General features: G+C 34.9%; 18 protein-coding genes and 1 other annotated feature. All 18 genes read right to left on the minus strand.

What is annotated here, in order from left to right; genetic code table 11:
- Positions 1–83: 83 nt before the first annotated feature.
- Positions 84–692, minus strand: coding sequence for a class I SAM-dependent methyltransferase (locus JMUB898_RS11575; protein WP_037541117.1), 609 nt, complete (start codon positions 690–692; stop codon positions 84–86).
- 205 nt (positions 693–897) lie between these two features.
- Positions 898–1,266 carry a 50S ribosomal protein L7/L12 gene (rplL, locus tag JMUB898_RS11580; protein ID WP_002433406.1) on the minus strand — a complete coding sequence of 123 codons (369 nt, stop codon included), beginning with the start codon at positions 1,264–1,266 and terminating at the stop codon, positions 898–900.
- A 40-nt stretch (positions 1,267–1,306) separates the two neighbouring features.
- A complete protein-coding gene (gene rplJ, locus JMUB898_RS11585; protein ID WP_002441098.1) occupies positions 1,307–1,807 on the minus strand; it encodes a 50S ribosomal protein L10 in 501 nt (166 codons plus the stop codon).
- A 38-nt stretch (positions 1,808–1,845) separates the two neighbouring features.
- Positions 1,846–1,992 (minus strand) — a sequence feature (ribosomal protein L10 leader region).
- 93 nt (positions 1,993–2,085) lie between these two features.
- The gene (gene rplA, locus JMUB898_RS11595) at positions 2,086–2,781 is read right to left on the minus strand and encodes a 50S ribosomal protein L1 (RefSeq protein ID WP_002441096.1); all 696 of its coding nucleotides are present in this window, start codon (positions 2,779–2,781) and stop codon (positions 2,086–2,088) included.
- A 238-nt stretch (positions 2,782–3,019) separates the two neighbouring features.
- Positions 3,020–3,442: a 50S ribosomal protein L11 gene (rplK, locus tag JMUB898_RS11600; protein ID WP_002433084.1), complete on the minus strand. Its 423-nt coding sequence runs from the start codon at positions 3,440–3,442 to the stop codon at positions 3,020–3,022.
- Positions 3,443–3,645: 203 nt separating this feature from the next.
- Entirely contained in the window at positions 3,646–4,194 is a 549-nt protein-coding gene (gene nusG / locus JMUB898_RS11605; RefSeq protein ID WP_002441094.1) for a transcription termination/antitermination protein NusG, read from the minus strand.
- Positions 4,195–4,204: 10 nt separating this feature from the next.
- Positions 4,205–4,387, minus strand: coding sequence for a preprotein translocase subunit SecE (gene secE / locus JMUB898_RS11610; protein ID WP_037541116.1), 183 nt, complete (start codon positions 4,385–4,387; stop codon positions 4,205–4,207).
- Between the two features lie 58 nt (positions 4,388–4,445).
- Complete coding sequence (rpmG, locus tag JMUB898_RS11615; protein WP_002441090.1) at positions 4,446–4,589, minus strand: 50S ribosomal protein L33; 144 nt, start codon at positions 4,587–4,589, stop codon at positions 4,446–4,448.
- A 116-nt stretch (positions 4,590–4,705) separates the two neighbouring features.
- Positions 4,706–5,284 carry an RNA polymerase sigma factor gene (locus JMUB898_RS11620; protein WP_172594647.1) on the minus strand — a complete coding sequence of 193 codons (579 nt, stop codon included), beginning with the start codon at positions 5,282–5,284 and terminating at the stop codon, positions 4,706–4,708.
- Between the two features lie 69 nt (positions 5,285–5,353).
- Complete coding sequence (locus JMUB898_RS11625; RefSeq protein WP_002441085.1) at positions 5,354–5,881, minus strand: NYN domain-containing protein; 528 nt, start codon at positions 5,879–5,881, stop codon at positions 5,354–5,356.
- Positions 5,878–6,627, minus strand: coding sequence for a 23S rRNA (guanosine(2251)-2'-O)-methyltransferase RlmB (gene rlmB / locus JMUB898_RS11630; protein WP_037541526.1), 750 nt, complete (start codon positions 6,625–6,627; stop codon positions 5,878–5,880). The genes JMUB898_RS11625 and rlmB overlap by 4 nt, the downstream gene beginning before the upstream one ends.
- Positions 6,628–6,634: 7 nt before the next feature.
- Positions 6,635–7,021, minus strand: a complete 387-nt coding sequence (locus JMUB898_RS11635; protein WP_037541525.1) for a Mini-ribonuclease 3 — start codon at positions 7,019–7,021, stop codon at positions 6,635–6,637.
- 3 nt (positions 7,022–7,024) lie between these two features.
- Positions 7,025–8,425, minus strand: coding sequence for a cysteine--tRNA ligase (gene cysS / locus JMUB898_RS11640; RefSeq protein ID WP_002441079.1), 1,401 nt, complete (start codon positions 8,423–8,425; stop codon positions 7,025–7,027).
- Positions 8,409–9,038: a serine O-acetyltransferase gene (cysE, locus tag JMUB898_RS11645; protein WP_002441077.1), complete on the minus strand. Its 630-nt coding sequence runs from the start codon at positions 9,036–9,038 to the stop codon at positions 8,409–8,411. Before cysE ends, cysS begins: the two co-directional genes overlap by 17 nt.
- Positions 9,039–9,455: 417 nt before the next feature.
- The gene (gene gltX, locus JMUB898_RS11650; RefSeq protein ID WP_002441075.1) at positions 9,456–10,910 is read right to left on the minus strand and encodes a glutamate--tRNA ligase; all 1,455 of its coding nucleotides are present in this window, start codon (positions 10,908–10,910) and stop codon (positions 9,456–9,458) included.
- 407 nt (positions 10,911–11,317) lie between these two features.
- Positions 11,318–12,382 (minus strand): PIN/TRAM domain-containing protein, encoded by a 1,065-nt coding sequence (locus tag JMUB898_RS11655; RefSeq protein ID WP_002441071.1) that lies wholly within the window; start codon positions 12,380–12,382, stop codon positions 11,318–11,320.
- A 202-nt stretch (positions 12,383–12,584) separates the two neighbouring features.
- Complete coding sequence (gene radA, locus JMUB898_RS11660; RefSeq protein WP_002441068.1) at positions 12,585–13,952, minus strand: DNA repair protein RadA; 1,368 nt, start codon at positions 13,950–13,952, stop codon at positions 12,585–12,587.
- Between the two features lie 341 nt (positions 13,953–14,293).
- Positions 14,294–16,750: an ATP-dependent Clp protease ATP-binding subunit gene (locus tag JMUB898_RS11665; protein ID WP_002441066.1), complete on the minus strand. Its 2,457-nt coding sequence runs from the start codon at positions 16,748–16,750 to the stop codon at positions 14,294–14,296.
- Between the last annotated feature and the right edge of the window lie 4 nt (positions 16,751–16,754).

Genomic DNA, 16,754 nt, shown 5'->3' on the forward strand with positions numbered 1-16,754 from the left:
ATTTATCCTTTTTACGTAAAAGTACACACTTATTGAACATAAATTTTTACATTTTATAACTATATCAGAATACGATTTTGAAATCAACCTTTTGAACTTTTCAAAATATAATATCCCTTACTCTTATTAACAACTTCTACGTTATTAAAAAGAGCTTCCATCTTTTTCTTCGCAGATGGCATACCTTGTTTCTTTTGAATCACAACGTAAAGTTCGCCCTGTGCTTTAAGCTTTTCATAAGCTTCTTCAAAAATACGATGCACAATATCTTTACCTGCACGAATGGGTGGATTAGTTAAAACATAATCAAATCGTTGATTATCTACAGCTGATAAACAATCACTTTCAATAATTTCAGCGTTTTCAATTTGATTTTTTGTTTTATTTATTTCCGCAAGCGCTAGAGCCCTGTTATTAACGTCTAGTAATGACAGCTGATGATGCGGAGAAATCTTTGCAATTGTTAAACCAATTGGCCCATATCCACACCCTACATCTGCAATATGTTTACTAGGACCTGGAGGATGCTCTTTCAAAAAGGTTTGAATCAGTAAGTCTGAACCAAAATCTACTTTATCTTTCGAGAATACTCCTGCATCCGTAGTGAACTCTAGACGTGTTTTATCGAAATGATAGCTAATTTTCTTTTGATTACTTTTCACTTCTGGATTTTCATCATAATAGTGACCCATTTCTCCACCTCGAATCAAATTTATCAAATACGCATGTGCGTGATTACAAAATACGATATATTACCATAAACTAACTAAAAACCCCGTTATCGCAATAACGGGGTTTTAATTTCTCAAAGAATTCAGGTTGTATGCATGTTGACTAGACTAAAGAAGTTGGTCGAACATGACGTTTCAACCTAACTATTTAATTAGAAAGTAGAAACTATTTTAATTCTACAGTAGCTCCAACTTCTTCTAATTGTTCTTTAAGTTTTTCAGCGTCTTCTTTAGGCATAGCTTCTTTAATTACTTTAGGAGCTCCGTCTACTAATTCTTTAGCATCTTTTAAGCCTAAGCCAGTTGCTTCTTTAACTGCTTTAACAACTTTGATTTTTGAAGATCCAGCTGAAGTTAATTCAACATCAAATTCAGTTTTTTCAGCTGCTGCGTCGCCGCCACCAGCTGCGCCTGCTGCTGCTACTGGAGCTGCTGCAGTTACACCAAATTCTTCTTCAATTGCTTTTACTAAATCGTTTAATTCTAATACTGACATTTCTTTAATTGCTTCAATGATTTGTTCTTGATTAGCCATTTTATAATTCCTCCATTAATTTTAATTTTATTATGCGCAATTATTCAGCGCTTTCTTCTTTTTGTTCACCAACGGCTTTAACTGCATAAGCGAAGTTGCGTACTGGAGCTTGTAATACTGATAAAAGCATTGATACAAGACCATCGTGTGAAGGTAATGAACCAACAGTTTTAACTTCTTCAGCTGAGATTACGCTACCTTCCATAACGCCTGTTTTAACTTCTAAAGCTTCGTGTTCTTTAGCAAATCCTGCGATAACTTTCGCTGGAGCTACAACATCTTCAGTTGAAGTTGCGATAGCTGTTGGACCTGTTAAGAATTCATCTAAGCCTTCGATACCTGCTTGTTCAGCTGCACGACGAACCATAGTGTTTTTGTAAACTTTGTACTCAACACCAGCTTCACGTAATTGTGAACGTAATTCAGTAACTTCTGCTACTGTTAAACCACGGTAGTCAACGATAACTGTTGATACTGAATTTTTAAGTTGTTCAGCAATTGCATCTACTTGTTGTTTTTTTGCTTCAATGATAGCAGACATTCAGACACCTCCATTTATATTTTTTGGTGCTTTTTTTAATTGCAATAAAAAAAGCACTTTCTACCCACGGCAAAAAGTGCTTGAAAGATCATTAATCATCACGTTCAAGTCAATTTTAGCCTCGGTAGGATAAGTTTTAAGTTATAAATAACTCCTACTGTCTTAGGTAAAATAATCACAATTAATAATATAACTGCTTTGATGTAATAAGTCAACAAAAAATTTACAGACCGAAAGATTGCTTCCTTCAGTCTGTAATCGTGTTGACTATTTTAAATTTATAGTTTGAAAGATGAAGTATCAACTTTAACTCCAGGACCCATTGTTGTAGTAACAGCAACAGATTTGAAGTAAGTACCTTTAGCAGAAGATGGTTTAGCTTTTGCTAAAACGTCTTGTAAAGCTTTGAAGTTTTCAACTAATTTTTCATCGTCAAATGAAACTTTACCGATAGAAGCATGTACGATACCAGCTTTTTCAGCACGGTATTCTACTTTACCAGCTTTGATTTCTTCAACTGCTTTTTTAACGTCCATCGTTACTGTACCAGTTTTAGGGTTTGGCATTAAACCTTTAGGTCCTAATACACGACCTAATTTACCAACTTCGCCCATCATGTCTGGAGTAGCTACAACTACGTCAAAGTCAAACCAACCTTGTTGGATTTTTTGTACGTAATCTGCTTCGCCTACGTAATCTGCACCTGCTTCTTCAGCTTCAGTGATTTTATCGCCTTTAGCGAATACTAATACACGTTGAGATTTACCAGTTCCGTTTGGTAAAACAACTGCACCACGGATTTGTTGGTCATTCTTACGTGTATCAATTCCTAAACGGAATGCTACTTCAACAGATGCGTCAAAGTTAGCAATGCTAGTTTCTTTAGCTAATTTAATTGCTTCTTCAACACTGTAGTGTTGCGTACGGTCAACTTTACTAGCTGCTTCTTGATACTTTTTACCTTTTTTAGCCATTTATTGTTCCTCCTTTAGTGGTTTTAGCGGAATTTCCTCCCACATTTACTTGCCTCTTGCAAGTTAAGAGCAGATAACAGTGGAAATTGAGCGAGATAATCATCTTATCTTTAACGAATGATTGCATTATCTCAACCTCATATGAATAGACAATATCAATTGTTTACCTTCTCTGTTACCTGCTTTTATCGTCTAAATTAAGTTCGTTTTAAAAAATTAATTTATAGTTTAACTTCAATTATTCTACAGTGATACCCATGCTACGTGCAGTACCTTCGATAATACGCATAGCTGCTTCTTCGTCTGCAGCGTTTAAGTCTTGCATTTTAGTTTGAGCAATTTCGCGTACTTGATCTTTAGTTACTGATGCAACTTTTGTTTTATTAGGTTCACCTGAACCTTTTTCTACGCCAGCTGCTTTTTTAAGTAGTACTGGAGCCGGTGGTGTTTTAGTAATGAATGTGAATGAACGGTCTTCATAAACACTAATTTCTACCGGAATGATTAAACCTGCTTGTTCTTGAGTACGTGCATTGAACTCTTTACAGAATCCCATGATGTTCACACCTGCTTGACCTAATGCTGGACCAACTGGTGGTGCTGGGTTCGCTTTACCTGCAGGAATTTGCAATTTAACTACTTTTTCTACTTTTTTAGCCACGATGTGCACCTCCTTGATATCGTGATGTGGTCACAGGGCTCAGTTTTGCCCTCCCACTCTTAAACATTTCGTGACGAAATGAACGCTCTAAAAGCGCGACCACATTATTTTAACACTCGCCCTATTGAAAAATCAATAGTAAAATTTCATCTTTTAATTGAAAGTTTTTTATTGTTTTTCAAATGAGCCTTTATAAATTCAGATTAAAGCTTTTCTATTTGATCGAATTCAACTTCTACTGGTGTTTCACGACCAAACATATCTACAAGTACAGTTAATTTAAATTTATCAGCTTCAATTTCTTGTACTTCGCCAACTTGATTTGCAAAAGGTCCTGATTTAATGCGAACTTGTTCACCTACGTCAAGTTCAACATCAATTGTTTTTTCTTTAAGTCCCATTTGCTTAAGAATGAAGCGCACTTCTTCAGGAAGTAGCGGGTTCGGTTTTGAACCTGCTCCTGCTGAACCTACGAACCCTGTAACACCAGGTGTATTTCTAACTACATACCATGATTCATCAGTCATTACTAATTCTACAAGTACGTAGCCAGGGAATGTTTTTTTAACAAGTTTCTTCGCTTTACCGTCTTTAACTTGTGTTTCTTCCTCTTCTGGTATGACAACTCTGAAAATCTGTTCTGTCATATTCATAGATTCTACTCTTTTTTCTAAATTCTTTTTAACTTTGTTTTCATATCCAGAATAGGTATGCACAGCATACCAACGCTTTGCGCCCACTTCTTCAGACATGTCTTCACTCCTAACCTAATAATAATTGTTTCAATGCATTAATTCCTATATCTAACGCATAGAAAAAGACTAAGAAGAAAATAACTGTAGATACAACGATTACAGTATATTTGAACAATTCTTCTTTTGTTGGCCAACTTGTCTTTTCCATTTCTGACTTAACGCCTTTAAAGAAGTTCTCTTTTTTAGCCATTAGTAAGACCTCCACATTTTCAGACTCGATTCTAAGTCACATTCAACTTAATATTACTCTATTTTGATTCTTTATGAACTGTATGCGCATTACACTTTGGGCAATACTTTTTTAAAGTTAATCTTGTTGCTGAACCTTCCTTTTTAGGGACATTATAATTTCGATTGCCGCAAACTTCACAATTTAAAGGTACTTTCTTCACGTTTATTCACCTTTACTCATTATAATACCAATATACTATACATAAATGTCGTTATAAATGTCAAACTTCCTTTTCTGGTTGAAATTGCTTAGATAATAAGAATTATCTTACATATATTACTTCTTTAATTGCCGTTTCATTTTAATTTTACAACGTTGTATAGCATTGTAAACGTCTTTATCTCTTAATCTTAATATATGTGCTATTTCTCTCGGTTTATACTCTCTTCTTACTAAATGTATAATCTCCTTTTCCATTCTGCTTAATGTAAATACTTGTTTGTTGAATTCCTTCGACAATTCTTTTCTGAAAAATGACCGCTCAACTTCATCAATTGCTAAAGCACAATTGTAATCCACTACACACTCATTTATAAGTAATGGCTCACGGTGGCGTTCAGCTTTCAACTTTCTCAAATAGTCATATTTAACAGAACGGATAAGAAAATATAAATACCTTTTGAATGGTATAGACCTACTAAAATCAAAATTTTGAAGAGCTAGATACATTTTTATGAGAATATCTTGATACATATCTTCAATATCAAATTGATTTGATGTTAAGTAACCAATCTTTCTAAAAATAAATGGCCTTAATTCTTCAAGTAACGTTATAAATAATTGATCAATGTCTTCATTTGCATCAGTAAAATAACACTTTGATGTTTGCTCGTGATGTTTATTATTCAAACTGATTTACCTAACCTTCCGTATAAATTTAGGTTAGTTTAAATGAAGAAAGGTCAAATTCGCAATAGTACCAAATCAGTCTTTATGATGGTTTCCGCGTCTTATTTTTTCAAATTCTTCTAGTATTTCATTTGATAGCTGAATTCGAGTTCTTGGCTTCTTTTCACTAAAATCATCAATGGATTTACTCACTGTTATTTCATTTTCTTTTAAATCGCGCCACATTTCTCTTGAGGAAATACGGTAGGCACCTGAGCCAAATATTGCATGTTGTTCACTCATATCGCTCGTTACAACAGTAATATGCGTTGTATGTTTGTCATATAGCTCATAGACATAGCGCTCAATAAAGCTATCTGCAGTTTCCTTTTCTTTAGTGAACACTGTTTTTACACCGTGATACACATATTCGCGTTCGATACCTGATTGTTCATACGCATCAAAAACACAAACAATTTCATCTGCAATCAGTGCATTGTAATTCGCAATAGCGTCTAAAAGTTGTTCTCGTGCTTCTTCTAAACTTTCTTTAGCTACCGCACTGAGTGTCGGCGATTGACCTATCATGTTATAGCCATCGATAATTAAATATCTTTCTTTCATGAGGATGCCTCAGTTTCATTTCTTTTACGGAAAACTTCATACATCATCAAACTCGCTGCTACAGAAGCGTTAAGACTATTTACATGACCGACCATAGGTATTTTAATGTAAAAGTCGCATTTATCACTGACTAAGCGACTCATACCTTGACCTTCACTGCCAATAACGATAGCTAAAGACATATCCGCTTGTAAGTCTCTATAATCTGTAGCATTATTCGCTGCAGTGCCTGCAACCCAAAAACCATTATCCTTTAATTCGTCAATCGTTTTAGAAAGGTTAGTTACACGAATAACTGGAACATGTTGTATTGCTCCTGTTGAAGCTTTAGCAACAGTTTGTGTTAAGGCTACTGAACGTCTTTTAGGTATGATAACGCCATCGACACCTGAAGCATCAGCAGTTCTTAATATTGAACCCAGATTATGCGGATCTTCTAAACCATCCAAAATCATTACAGTAGAAAAACCATCTTTATCTTTTTGACTTTGTAAAAATTGGTCAAAATCTGCATATTCATATGGGGCGACTAATGCAGCAACGCCTTGGTGAGGTGCATTTGATAAAAAATCTAATTTAGATTTCGGTACTGTTTGAACAATCAGTTTTTGAGCTTTTGCATTTTTTAAAATTTCGTTGATTTGTTGTTTTTTTATACCATCTTGAATCAAAATTTTATTAATGGCATGGCCTGAAATAATTGCCTCTTTAACTGCATGTCTGCCTACTATGACGATATCTTCCACATCCACACTACCTTTCATTTACTATTTCAACAATGTTATGAAGTAATTCTTCTAAACGCGTTTGTTGATGATCTAAATATAAAAAACCTATAACAGCTTCTAATGCTGAACTTTTTCGATATGTTTGAATATCTGTATTTTTAGCTTTTGTGTAACTTTTAGCGTTGCGCCCTCTTTTCAAGACATTCAACTCTTCTTCAGTGAACCAATCATCTGAGATTAATCGTTCTAATGTCTGTGCTTGACTTTTAGCAGAAACATATTGTTTTGATACTTGGTGTAAACGATTGGGTTTACTTTGCAACTTAAGAACAATGTATTCTCGAATATGTTGATCCAAAACAGCATCGCCCATGTATGCAAGTGTAAGCGGATTTAACAATTTAACATTCATCATTTAACCACGCTTAAATCTTACACCTTGTGGTGTATCTTCTAAAATAATGTTGCGTTCTTTAAGCATATCTCTAATTTCATCCGCACGAGCGAAATCTTTATTTTTACGGGCTTCATTACGCTCTTCTATTAATTTCTCAATCTCTTCATCTAATAACTCATCAGCTTCTTTTCCTTTAAGAGGAACGCCAAGAACATCACTAAAGATTTGATATACTTCTTTAAATTTATTGAATACCTTTGTGGAAGTTGTATTTTCAAGAACATATTTATTAGCGAGTTTAGCTAAATCATACCATGCAGTTACAGCATTGGCAGTGTTGAAGTCGTCATCCATTACAGTTTCGAATTGTTTAAGAATTTCATCAATTTGATTCATATATTCTGTGTGTTCTTCTAAATCTGTAGCAATCGCTTCACGTTCTTCTATAAGTTTATAGCTGTTACGTATACGTTCTAAACCGCTTCGAGCTGCACCCACAAGTTCTAAATTATAATTGATAGGACTACGATAATGTACACTAATCATGAAGAATCGAAGTACATCAGGATCTATTTCTTTAATAATGTCATGCACTAAAATAAAGTTACCTAATGATTTACTCATTTTTTCATTGTCGATATTAATAAAACCATTATGCATCCAATAGTTAGCGAATGGTGCGTGATTGTGTGCTTCTGATTGGGCAATTTCATTTTCATGGTGTGGGAATTGTAAATCGGAACCACCAGCATGAATATCTATCGTTGGTCCTAACTCGTGGTAAGCCATTACAGAGCATTCAATATGCCAACCTGGACGGCCTTCACCGAATGGACTATCCCAGCTAATTTCTCCAGGTTTCGCTTTCTTCCATAACGTAAAGTCTAGGGCGTCTTCCTTTTGCTCACCAGCTTCAATTCGTGCACCTACTTTGAGGTCATCTAACGATTGATGGCTGAGTTTACCATATCCATTAAACTGACGTGTTCTAAAATAAACATCGCCATCACTTTCATAAGCATATCCTTCATCTACGAGTTCTTTGATGAAATCAATAATTTCTTGCATATGATTCATCACGCGTGGATTTGATGTTGCTTTTTTGACGTTTAAAGCACCAACATCTTCGTAAAATGCTTTGATATATTTCTCAGCAATTTCTGGGACACTTTCATTTAATTCCTTAGAGCGGTTGATTAATTTATCATCTACGTCTGTAAAATTTGAAACGTAAATAACTTCATATCCTTTGTATTCAAAGTATCTTCTGACTACATCATAATTAATTGCAGGTCGTGCATTCCCGATGTGAATATAATTGTAAACCGTCGGACCACATACATACATTTTCACCTTACCTGGTTCAATCGGCTCAAATGTTTCTTTCCGACGTGTTAACGTATTATATAATGTAATCATCTTGAATCTCTCCATTCTTAGCTTTTTCAAGTTGTCGTTCTAAATGTTTGATTTGTTCGAAAAGTGGATCCGGTAAATTACGATGGTCAAATGTTTTACCAATTCGTTTGCCTTCTTGCTTAACAATGTGACCTGGAATACCGACAACAGTTGTATAACTTGGTACAGATTGTAGTACAACAGAATTCGCACCAATATTTACATTTGAATCAATTTGTATATTACCTAAAACTTTAGAACCTGCGGCGATTAAAACATTATCTCCAATATCAGGATGACGTTTCCCTTTTTCTTTTCCTGTACCGCCTAGTGTCACACCTTGGTAAATTGTGACATTATCCCCGATTGTACATGTTTCACCAATAACGACACCCATACCATGGTCAATAAATAAACGTTTGCCTATTTTAGCACCAGGATGAATTTCTATTCCTGTGAAAAATCGTGACACTTGTGAAATAACTCTCGCTGCAACATAGCGCTTTTTATTATAAAGTTTATGCGCTACTAAATGACTCCATACTGCATGTAATCCCGCGTAAGTAGTAACAACTTCTAAAGTTGAGCGTGCTGCTGGATCCTGTTCAAACACCATTTTTATATCGTCTCTCATTCTTTTTAACAAGACCTTCTCCCCCTTAGCCTAATCAAATTGATTTTTATTTCATCAATGCTTTTTTAATACATGTGCCTGATTTAAAAATTCATGATATCAAAATAGCACCTCTAACAATTCAGTTGCTAGAGGCGCTATCGCACGGTTCCACTCTTCATTCAGCAATGATACTTATAATCGTATTCATTACTCTCATTATCATTATTTATTTAAAGTAGCAAAGGTGCATTCATTAATCTATATGGTATGCTCGCAGCTACCGCACACTCTCTGAGTCATATAATGATTAATTACTAATCCTTTGATTCATTTTATAGTTATAATAATAGGTCGTTAGTAGTGAAATTTCAAGTCGTAACATACGCTTTTTAGAAAAATGAATTCAGCGTATGTAAATGACAATCTTGAAAGCTCTTATACATATTTTTGTAAACGAGATAATACTTTTTCTTTACCTAATACTTCAATTGTATTTGGTAATTCTGGTCCGTGCATTTGTCCTGTTACAGCTACACGAATAGGCATAAACAATTGTTTACCTTTGATTCCAGTTTCTTTTTGAACTTCTTTAATTGTTTTCTTGATTTCAGCAGCTTCAAATGGTTCTAAAGCTTCTAATTTACCATACAAGTGGTTCATTAATTCTGGAACTTGTTCACCATTGACAACTTCTTGTTCTTCTTCATTAAGTTCAGGCATTTCATGGAAGAACATTTCTGATAATGGAACGATTTCACCTGCATAACTCATTTCTTTTTGATAAAGTGCAACAAGTTTACGTCCCCAATCTTTATCTTCTTCAGAAGGATTTTCAGGGATGAGGTTTGCTTTAATTAGATGCGGTAAAGCCAATTCAAATACTGTTTCAGTGTCTTTCGTTTTCATGTATTGGTTGTTTACCCAAGCTAATTTTTGTCTATCAAACATTGCAGGTGATTTAGATAAACGTTTTTCATCAAAGATTTTAATAAATTCTTCTTTAGAAAAGATTTCTTCTTCGCCTTCAGGTGACCAACCCAATAATGTAATAAAGTTGAATAGTGCTTCTGGTAAATAGCCTAAGTCACGATATTGTTCAATAAACTGTAGGATTTGACCGTCACGTTTACTTAACTTCTTACGTTCTTCGTTAACAATAAGGGCCATATGTCCAAAACGTGGTGGTTCCCAACCAAACGCTTCATAAATCATTAATTGTTTTGGTGTGTTAGAAACATGGTCGTCGCCACGAATAACATCTGAAATTTTCATATAATGATCATCTACAGCAACTGCAAAGTTATATGTTGGTACACCGTCTTTTTTCACGATAACCCAGTCGCCTATATTATTAGAGTCGAATGAAATTTCACCTTTAACCATATCGTTAAATGTATAAGTCTTATCTTTAGGCACACGGAAACGAATAGAAGGTTTACGGCCTTCTGCCTCGAATTGTTGACGTTGTTCTTCTGTTAAGTGTGCATGCTGACCACCGTAACGAGGCATTTCACCACGAGCAATTTGTCCTTCACGTTCTTCTTCTAATTCTTCTTCTGTCATATAACATTTATATGCTTTATCTTCGTCAAGTAATTGTTGAATTAGTGGGTTATAAATGTCCGCACGTTCAGATTGGCGGTATGGACCATAACCTTTATCTTTATCGATAGATTCATCCCAATCTAAGCCTAACCATTTTAAGTTATCAAATTGAGAAGATTCTCCGTCTTCGAGGTTACGTTTGCTATCTGTATCTTCAATACGAACAACAAAATCTCCATCATAATGTTTCGCAAATAAATAGTTAAATAATGCTGTTCGAGCATTACCAATATGCAAGTATCCAGTTGGACTCGGTGCATATCTTACTCTAATGCGTTCACTCATTATATTCACTCCTATGATTATTAATTATGGGCTGATGTAATGGCAGAAGTTGATTAAAAGAAATCATTACATTTTAAAAGCAATTGTAATTTCTTTATTTTTTAGCCACTTTTCAAACCAATTTAAGCATGTAAGCTGCCAAGTTTTTGATGGTTTAATTCAATTTTAAAAAAGTTATTCAAAAGTTAATGATGTGTTGGACCATTCCTTTGTGAATAACTTCCCTCAATAATTGATTATTCATTCTTACATAACATTCAGTAATATTGTAGCACTTAAATGCGTCTTTGATAAGTCTATTGTTTACGTAAGTCTTCTTCAAACTTCCCTTTATATATAAAAAGGTTTCATGTAAAATTCATATTTCAGTTCAAAATATACCGTTTCACATGAAACCTGCTTTTGATTTAATTTTCAGAATTGGGAGTGTCTTCTTCATGATGTTTCGCAAAAACAATCCTACCTGAAGAAGTTTGTAATAGACTCACTACTTCTAAATTAACCTGTTGACCAATTAATTTCTTCGCGTTGTCAACAACTACCATCGTACCATCATCTAGATAACCTACACCTTGACCAGGTTCTTTCCCCATCTTAGTTAAAAGTATATTTAAGCGGTCACCCTGATGAACATTTGGCTTAATCGCCTCTGATAAATCATTGACATTTAATGCTGTAATGCCTTGCACGTGACACACTTTATTTAAATTATAGTCAGTGGTAATGACATGGGCATGATGCTGTTGCGCTAACTTAATGAGTAATGTATCGATATCACTATGAGACTTCGTCGGATGTATCACACGTGTAGGGTAATTCAAATCATAGAGTTGATTAAGGATATCTAAACCACGCTGTCCTTTCTCACGCTTTACACTATCATTTGCATCTGCTACAACTTGTAATTCATTGATGACTCCTTGAGGAATAAGGATATCGCCATCGATAAAACCGCAACGAATGACATCTAATATACGACCATCAATAATCGCGCTTGTATCTATAATCTTTGGTATAGCTTTACGTGTATTATAAGACATGGATCTTGCCATATTTTCCGGCAAAAACATTAACATCTCATCGCGTTTCTTTAAACCAAATTGGAAACCTAGATAACATAAAATAATCGTAATGATAATAGGAATAAAATGATTAAGTATCGAATTTCCTATAAGTTCTAAAATAAAAGAAACCATAACTGAGATAAAGAGTCCTATAATCAGACCAATTGTTGCAAATAAAATTTCCACTGCACTTCGTCGCATAATGACTTGTTCAAGTTCTTTAAAAGCATGGGTCACTCTTTTAATAAAAAATCCAAATATAGCAAAAAATAAAATAATGCCTACAAATCCATCTACATAGTGATTCGTAATAATCGGTGGAACTTTCATACCTATATCAGCTACGACTTCTGGAATAATAATAATTCCTAATGCAGCGCCGATAATAATATAAATAACTAACACCATTAATCTAATGATACTCAACCTTATCCTCCTCTCACGGATGTCTATTCTCTGTATGTATACTTATTTCAGTATTATTGAATCGAGATTTCATACGCGTAAATTTATTGTAGTAAAAAACGACATGCGTTGAATGAAAACATCAAATACATATATACTTCTTTGATACATGATGAACATTTTCATTCTTTTCATAAAATACTTTCTATGAAGAACGGAGCGCATATTTTAAAGCTTCATGGACAGAAGATACACCAATCACTTGGATACCTTCTGGGAAAGTCCACCCTCCTATATTTGTTTGAGGGATAATCGCACGTTTGAAACCAAGTTTAGCCGCTTCTTGAATCCGTTGTTCTATACGAGAGACTCGACGAACTTCGCCCGTTAGACCTACCTCACCTACAAAACAGTCTAAGCCGTCTACAGCTTGATCTTTAAAGCTTGAGGCAGTGGCTACTATAATACTTAGGTCTACAGCCGGTTCTGTTAACTTCACTCCACCTGCAACTTTGATATATGCATCTTGTTGCTGAAGCAAGTAATTTTCTTTCTTTTCTAATACTGCCATAAGTAAGCTTAACCGATTATGGTCAATACCTGTAGCCATACGTCTAGGATTATTAAACGTAGTAGGTGTAACTAATGCTTGTACCTCAATCAGCAAAGGACGTGTGCCTTCCATGGTTGGCACAATGGTCGATCCTGGTACATTAGTTGATCGTTCTTCTAGAAACATTTCAGAAGGATTTAAGACACCTTTCAAACCACTCTGCTTCATTTCGAAAATGCCCATCTCATTTGTAGATCCAAAACGGTTTTTAACCGCTCTTAAAATTCGGTATGCATGATGTTCATCGCCTTCAAAGTAAAGCACCGTATCTACCATATGTTCTAGCAATCTCGGCCCTGCTATCTGACCTTCTTTCGTCACATGCCCAACAATAAATGTCGCAATATCCATTTGCTTCGCGATATTCATCAGACTTTGTGTACTTTCTCTTACTTGAGACACTGATCCTGGCGCTGAACTTATTTCTGGATGATAAATGGTTTGGATGGAATCCACGACGAGTAGATCTGGACGTTCATCTTTAACGGTTTGGTGGATAACTTCTAAATCCGTTTCAGCTAAAACGTTGAGTTGACTAGAATCTTCTTCTAAACGCTCAGCACGTAGTTTAGTTTGATTTATCGATTCCTCACCAGTGATATATAAAACATTTTTACTTTGAGATAACGCAGCACAGATTTGCAACAGTAATGTAGATTTACCAATACCTGGGTCTCCTCCGATAAGCACAAGTGACCCACTTACAATACCTCCACCAAGTACTCGGTTAAATTCTTTTGAATCTGTGAGAATTCTTGGCGTCGTCTCATGTTTAACACTATTTAATTTCTGTACTTTTCCTGCTGCTTCTTTAGTTTTTACACCATGTTTAGGGTTCGCAGCTTTCTCTACAATTTCTTCCATTTGGTTCCATGCACCGCAATTAGGACACTTCCCCATCCATTTAGGAGATTGATAGCCACACGCCATACATTCAAATATTACTTTTTTCTTGGCCACTTTTGCACCTCCAAATTGTTATGAACAAATCTATTTTAAACTGACAATTTGATTATGACAAATTAAATGTGAATGATTTTGATAACGATTAATATTATTATGAATTTATGCTTATGCGAGTTGAGAATTATTGATTTTTCGAGAAATTTAATTTCCTTAAGTTTATTTTAATTCTTATACATCGCACTGCATTCTATGAAAAATAAAGATAAATTAGTTTATCTGAACATACAGAAAAATTTATGAATAAAAAAAGGTACCCCTCCATTAAAGAGGAATACCAATCATTGTCATAGATTACTATCGTTGATTCAATTTTGCTTTCTATGCGTTATATCAATTTAAGCTTCTGTCTTTTCTTTTTCTGAAGACGTTTTCTCGTGAATATCATATTTAAACTCTTCGCCATTATGATCAATAGTAACTTCTTTACCTTCAATCTTGTTACCATCTAAGATTAATTCACTTAAGTTATCTTCTACAGTTTTTTGAATTGCTCTAATTAATGGACGCGCACCGTATTCTGGATCGTAACCTTCTTCAGCAATTTTTTCTTTCGCTTTATCAGTTACAACAATATTAATATTTTGTTCAGAAAGACGAGCAGTAAGTTTATTTACCATCATAGTAACGATTTCTTTCAATTCTTCTTTAGAAAGTTTGTGGAATACAATGATATCGTCTACACGGTTTAAGAATTCTGGACGGAATGAATTTTTAAGTTCTTTCATCATTGTTTTACGAATTGTTTCATAGTCGTTACCTTCAGAAGCGCCACCAAATCCTGCAAATCGTTGGTCTTGTAATTCTTGTGCGCCAACGTTTGAAGTCATGATGATGACTGTATTACGGAAATCTACAGTACGACCTTTCGTATCAGTTAAATGGCCATCATCTAAGACTTGTAAAAGGATGTTAAATACATCAGGGTGGGCTTTTTCAATTTCATCAAATAGTATAACTGAGTATGGTTTACGTCTTACCTTTTCAGTTAATTGACCACCATCGTCATGGCCTACATAGCCTGGAGGCGCACCTACTAAACGACTCACTGCATGTTTCTCCATAAACTCACTCATATCAACACGAATCATTGCATCATCTTCACCAAACATAGATTCAGCTAATGCACGTGCTAATTCAGTTTTACCTACACCTGTAGGTCCTAGGAAGATAAAGCTACCGATTGGACGTTTAGGATCTTTAAGTCCCGCACGAGCACGTCTCACAGCTTTACTGATTGAATTCACTGCGTCATTTTGACCAATTACACGTTCGTGGAGTGTATCTTCAAGATTGAGTAAACGTTCAGATTCAGTTTCGTTAATTTTAGTTAATGGAATACCTGTCCATCCTGCAATTACTTCTGCTATATCTTCTTCAGATAATGACGTACTTACGCCACCTTGAGAATTTTTCCATTCATTTTTAGCGTCTTCATATTGTTTTTCAAGTTTAGATTGTTTGTCTCTTAAATTAGCTGCATTTTCAAATTCTTGTGCATGAACAGCAGCATCTTTTTCATTTTTAACATTTTCAATTTCTTGTTCAATTTCTTTAAGATTGTTAGGTGTTGTATGACTTTTAAGTCTAACTTTAGAACTTGCTTCATCAATAAGATCGATTGCTTTATCTGGTAAGAAACGATCAGATACATAACGGTTACTTAATTTTGCAGCTGCTTCTAAAGCTTCATCAGAAATATTAATTCTATGATGTGCTTCATAACGATCGCGTAAGCCTTTCAAGATTTCAATTGTGTCTTCTACTGTTGGTTCATCAACTTGAACGGGTTGGAAACGACGTTCTAATGCTGCATCTTTTTCAATGTTTTTACGATATTCATCTAAAGTTGTAGCACCTATACATTGTAATTCTCCTCTAGCTAAGGCTGGTTTAAGGATGTTAGATGCATCAATAGCACCTTCAGCACCACCAGCGCCAACTAATGTGTGTAACTCATCAATAAATAGAATGACGTTACCTGCTTGATGAATTTCTTCCATAACTTTTTTCAAGCGTTCTTCGAATTCACCACGGTATTTCGTACCAGCAACTACAGTACCCATATCAAGTGACATGACGCGCTTTTCTTTTAATGTTTCTGGTACTTCATTATTAACAATTGCTTGTGCTAAACCTTCAGCAATTGCTGTTTTACCTACACCTGGTTCACCGATAAGTACTGGATTATTTTTAGTACGACGGCTTAACACTTCAATGACACGAGTGATTTCTTTATTACGTCCTACTACGGGGTCTAAAGTACCATCTTTCGCTATAACAGTTAGGTCTCTAGCTAAACTATCTAATGTTGGTGTATTATTTGATTTATTTGCTTGAGCATTTTTATTACTCATTTCTGGGCTACCTAAAGCTTTAACAACTTGCGCACGTGCTTTTGTGATATTTAAATCTAAGTTGGCAAACACGCGTGCTGCGACACCTTCATTTTCACGGATTAAACCTAAAAGAATGTGTTCTGTACCTACGAAATTATGATGTAACTTTCTTGCTTCATCCATTGAAAGTTCAATCACTTTCTTAGCTCTAGGTGTATAATGTAACGTGCCCATTTGTTCTTGACCGTGACCAATCAACTTCTCAACTTCTTCAATCACTTTGTCTTCAGTAATATTAAAACTTTCTAATACTTTAGCAGCAATACCTTCCGGTTCTTTCATTAAACCTAATAAAAGGTGTTCTGTACCAATATTTGAATGGTTCAAACGAATTGCTTCTTCTTGTGCATGCGCTAAAACTCGCTGCGCACGTTCTGTTAATCTACCAAATAGCATATAT

Origin of the sequence: Staphylococcus caprae, assembly GCF_003966625.1 — a bacterium.
Classification (GTDB): Bacteria; Bacillota; Bacilli; order Staphylococcales; family Staphylococcaceae; genus Staphylococcus; species Staphylococcus caprae.

Bases quoted from the DNA above. Each gene is read 5' to 3' on its own strand.
- rplJ (WP_002441098.1), bottom strand. From the start codon at position 1,807: ATGTCTGCTATCATTGAAGCAAAAAAACAACAAGTAGATGCAATTGCT.
- JMUB898_RS11655 (WP_002441071.1), bottom strand. From the start codon at position 12,382: ATGGTGTTAGTTATTTATATTATTATCGGCGCTGCATTAGGAATTATT.
- rplA (WP_002441096.1), bottom strand. From the start codon at position 2,781: ATGGCTAAAAAAGGTAAAAAGTATCAAGAAGCAGCTAGTAAAGTTGAC.
- gltX (WP_002441075.1), bottom strand. From the start codon at position 10,910: ATGAGTGAACGCATTAGAGTAAGATATGCACCGAGTCCAACTGGATAC.
- secE (WP_037541116.1), bottom strand. From the start codon at position 4,387: ATGGCTAAAAAAGAGAACTTCTTTAAAGGCGTTAAGTCAGAAATGGAA.
- nusG (WP_002441094.1), bottom strand. From the start codon at position 4,194: ATGTCTGAAGAAGTGGGCGCAAAGCGTTGGTATGCTGTGCATACCTAT.
- JMUB898_RS11665 (WP_002441066.1), bottom strand. From the start codon at position 16,750: ATGCTATTTGGTAGATTAACAGAACGTGCGCAGCGAGTTTTAGCGCAT.
- cysS (WP_002441079.1), bottom strand. From the start codon at position 8,425: ATGATTACATTATATAATACGTTAACACGTCGGAAAGAAACATTTGAG.
- JMUB898_RS11625 (WP_002441085.1), bottom strand. From the start codon at position 5,881: ATGAAAGAAAGATATTTAATTATCGATGGCTATAACATGATAGGTCAA.
- cysE (WP_002441077.1), bottom strand. From the start codon at position 9,038: ATGAGAGACGATATAAAAATGGTGTTTGAACAGGATCCAGCAGCACGC.
- JMUB898_RS11575 (WP_037541117.1), bottom strand. From the start codon at position 692: ATGGGTCACTATTATGATGAAAATCCAGAAGTGAAAAGTAATCAAAAG.
- JMUB898_RS11635 (WP_037541525.1), bottom strand. From the start codon at position 7,021: ATGAATGTTAAATTGTTAAATCCGCTTACACTTGCATACATGGGCGAT.
- rplL (WP_002433406.1), bottom strand. From the start codon at position 1,266: ATGGCTAATCAAGAACAAATCATTGAAGCAATTAAAGAAATGTCAGTA.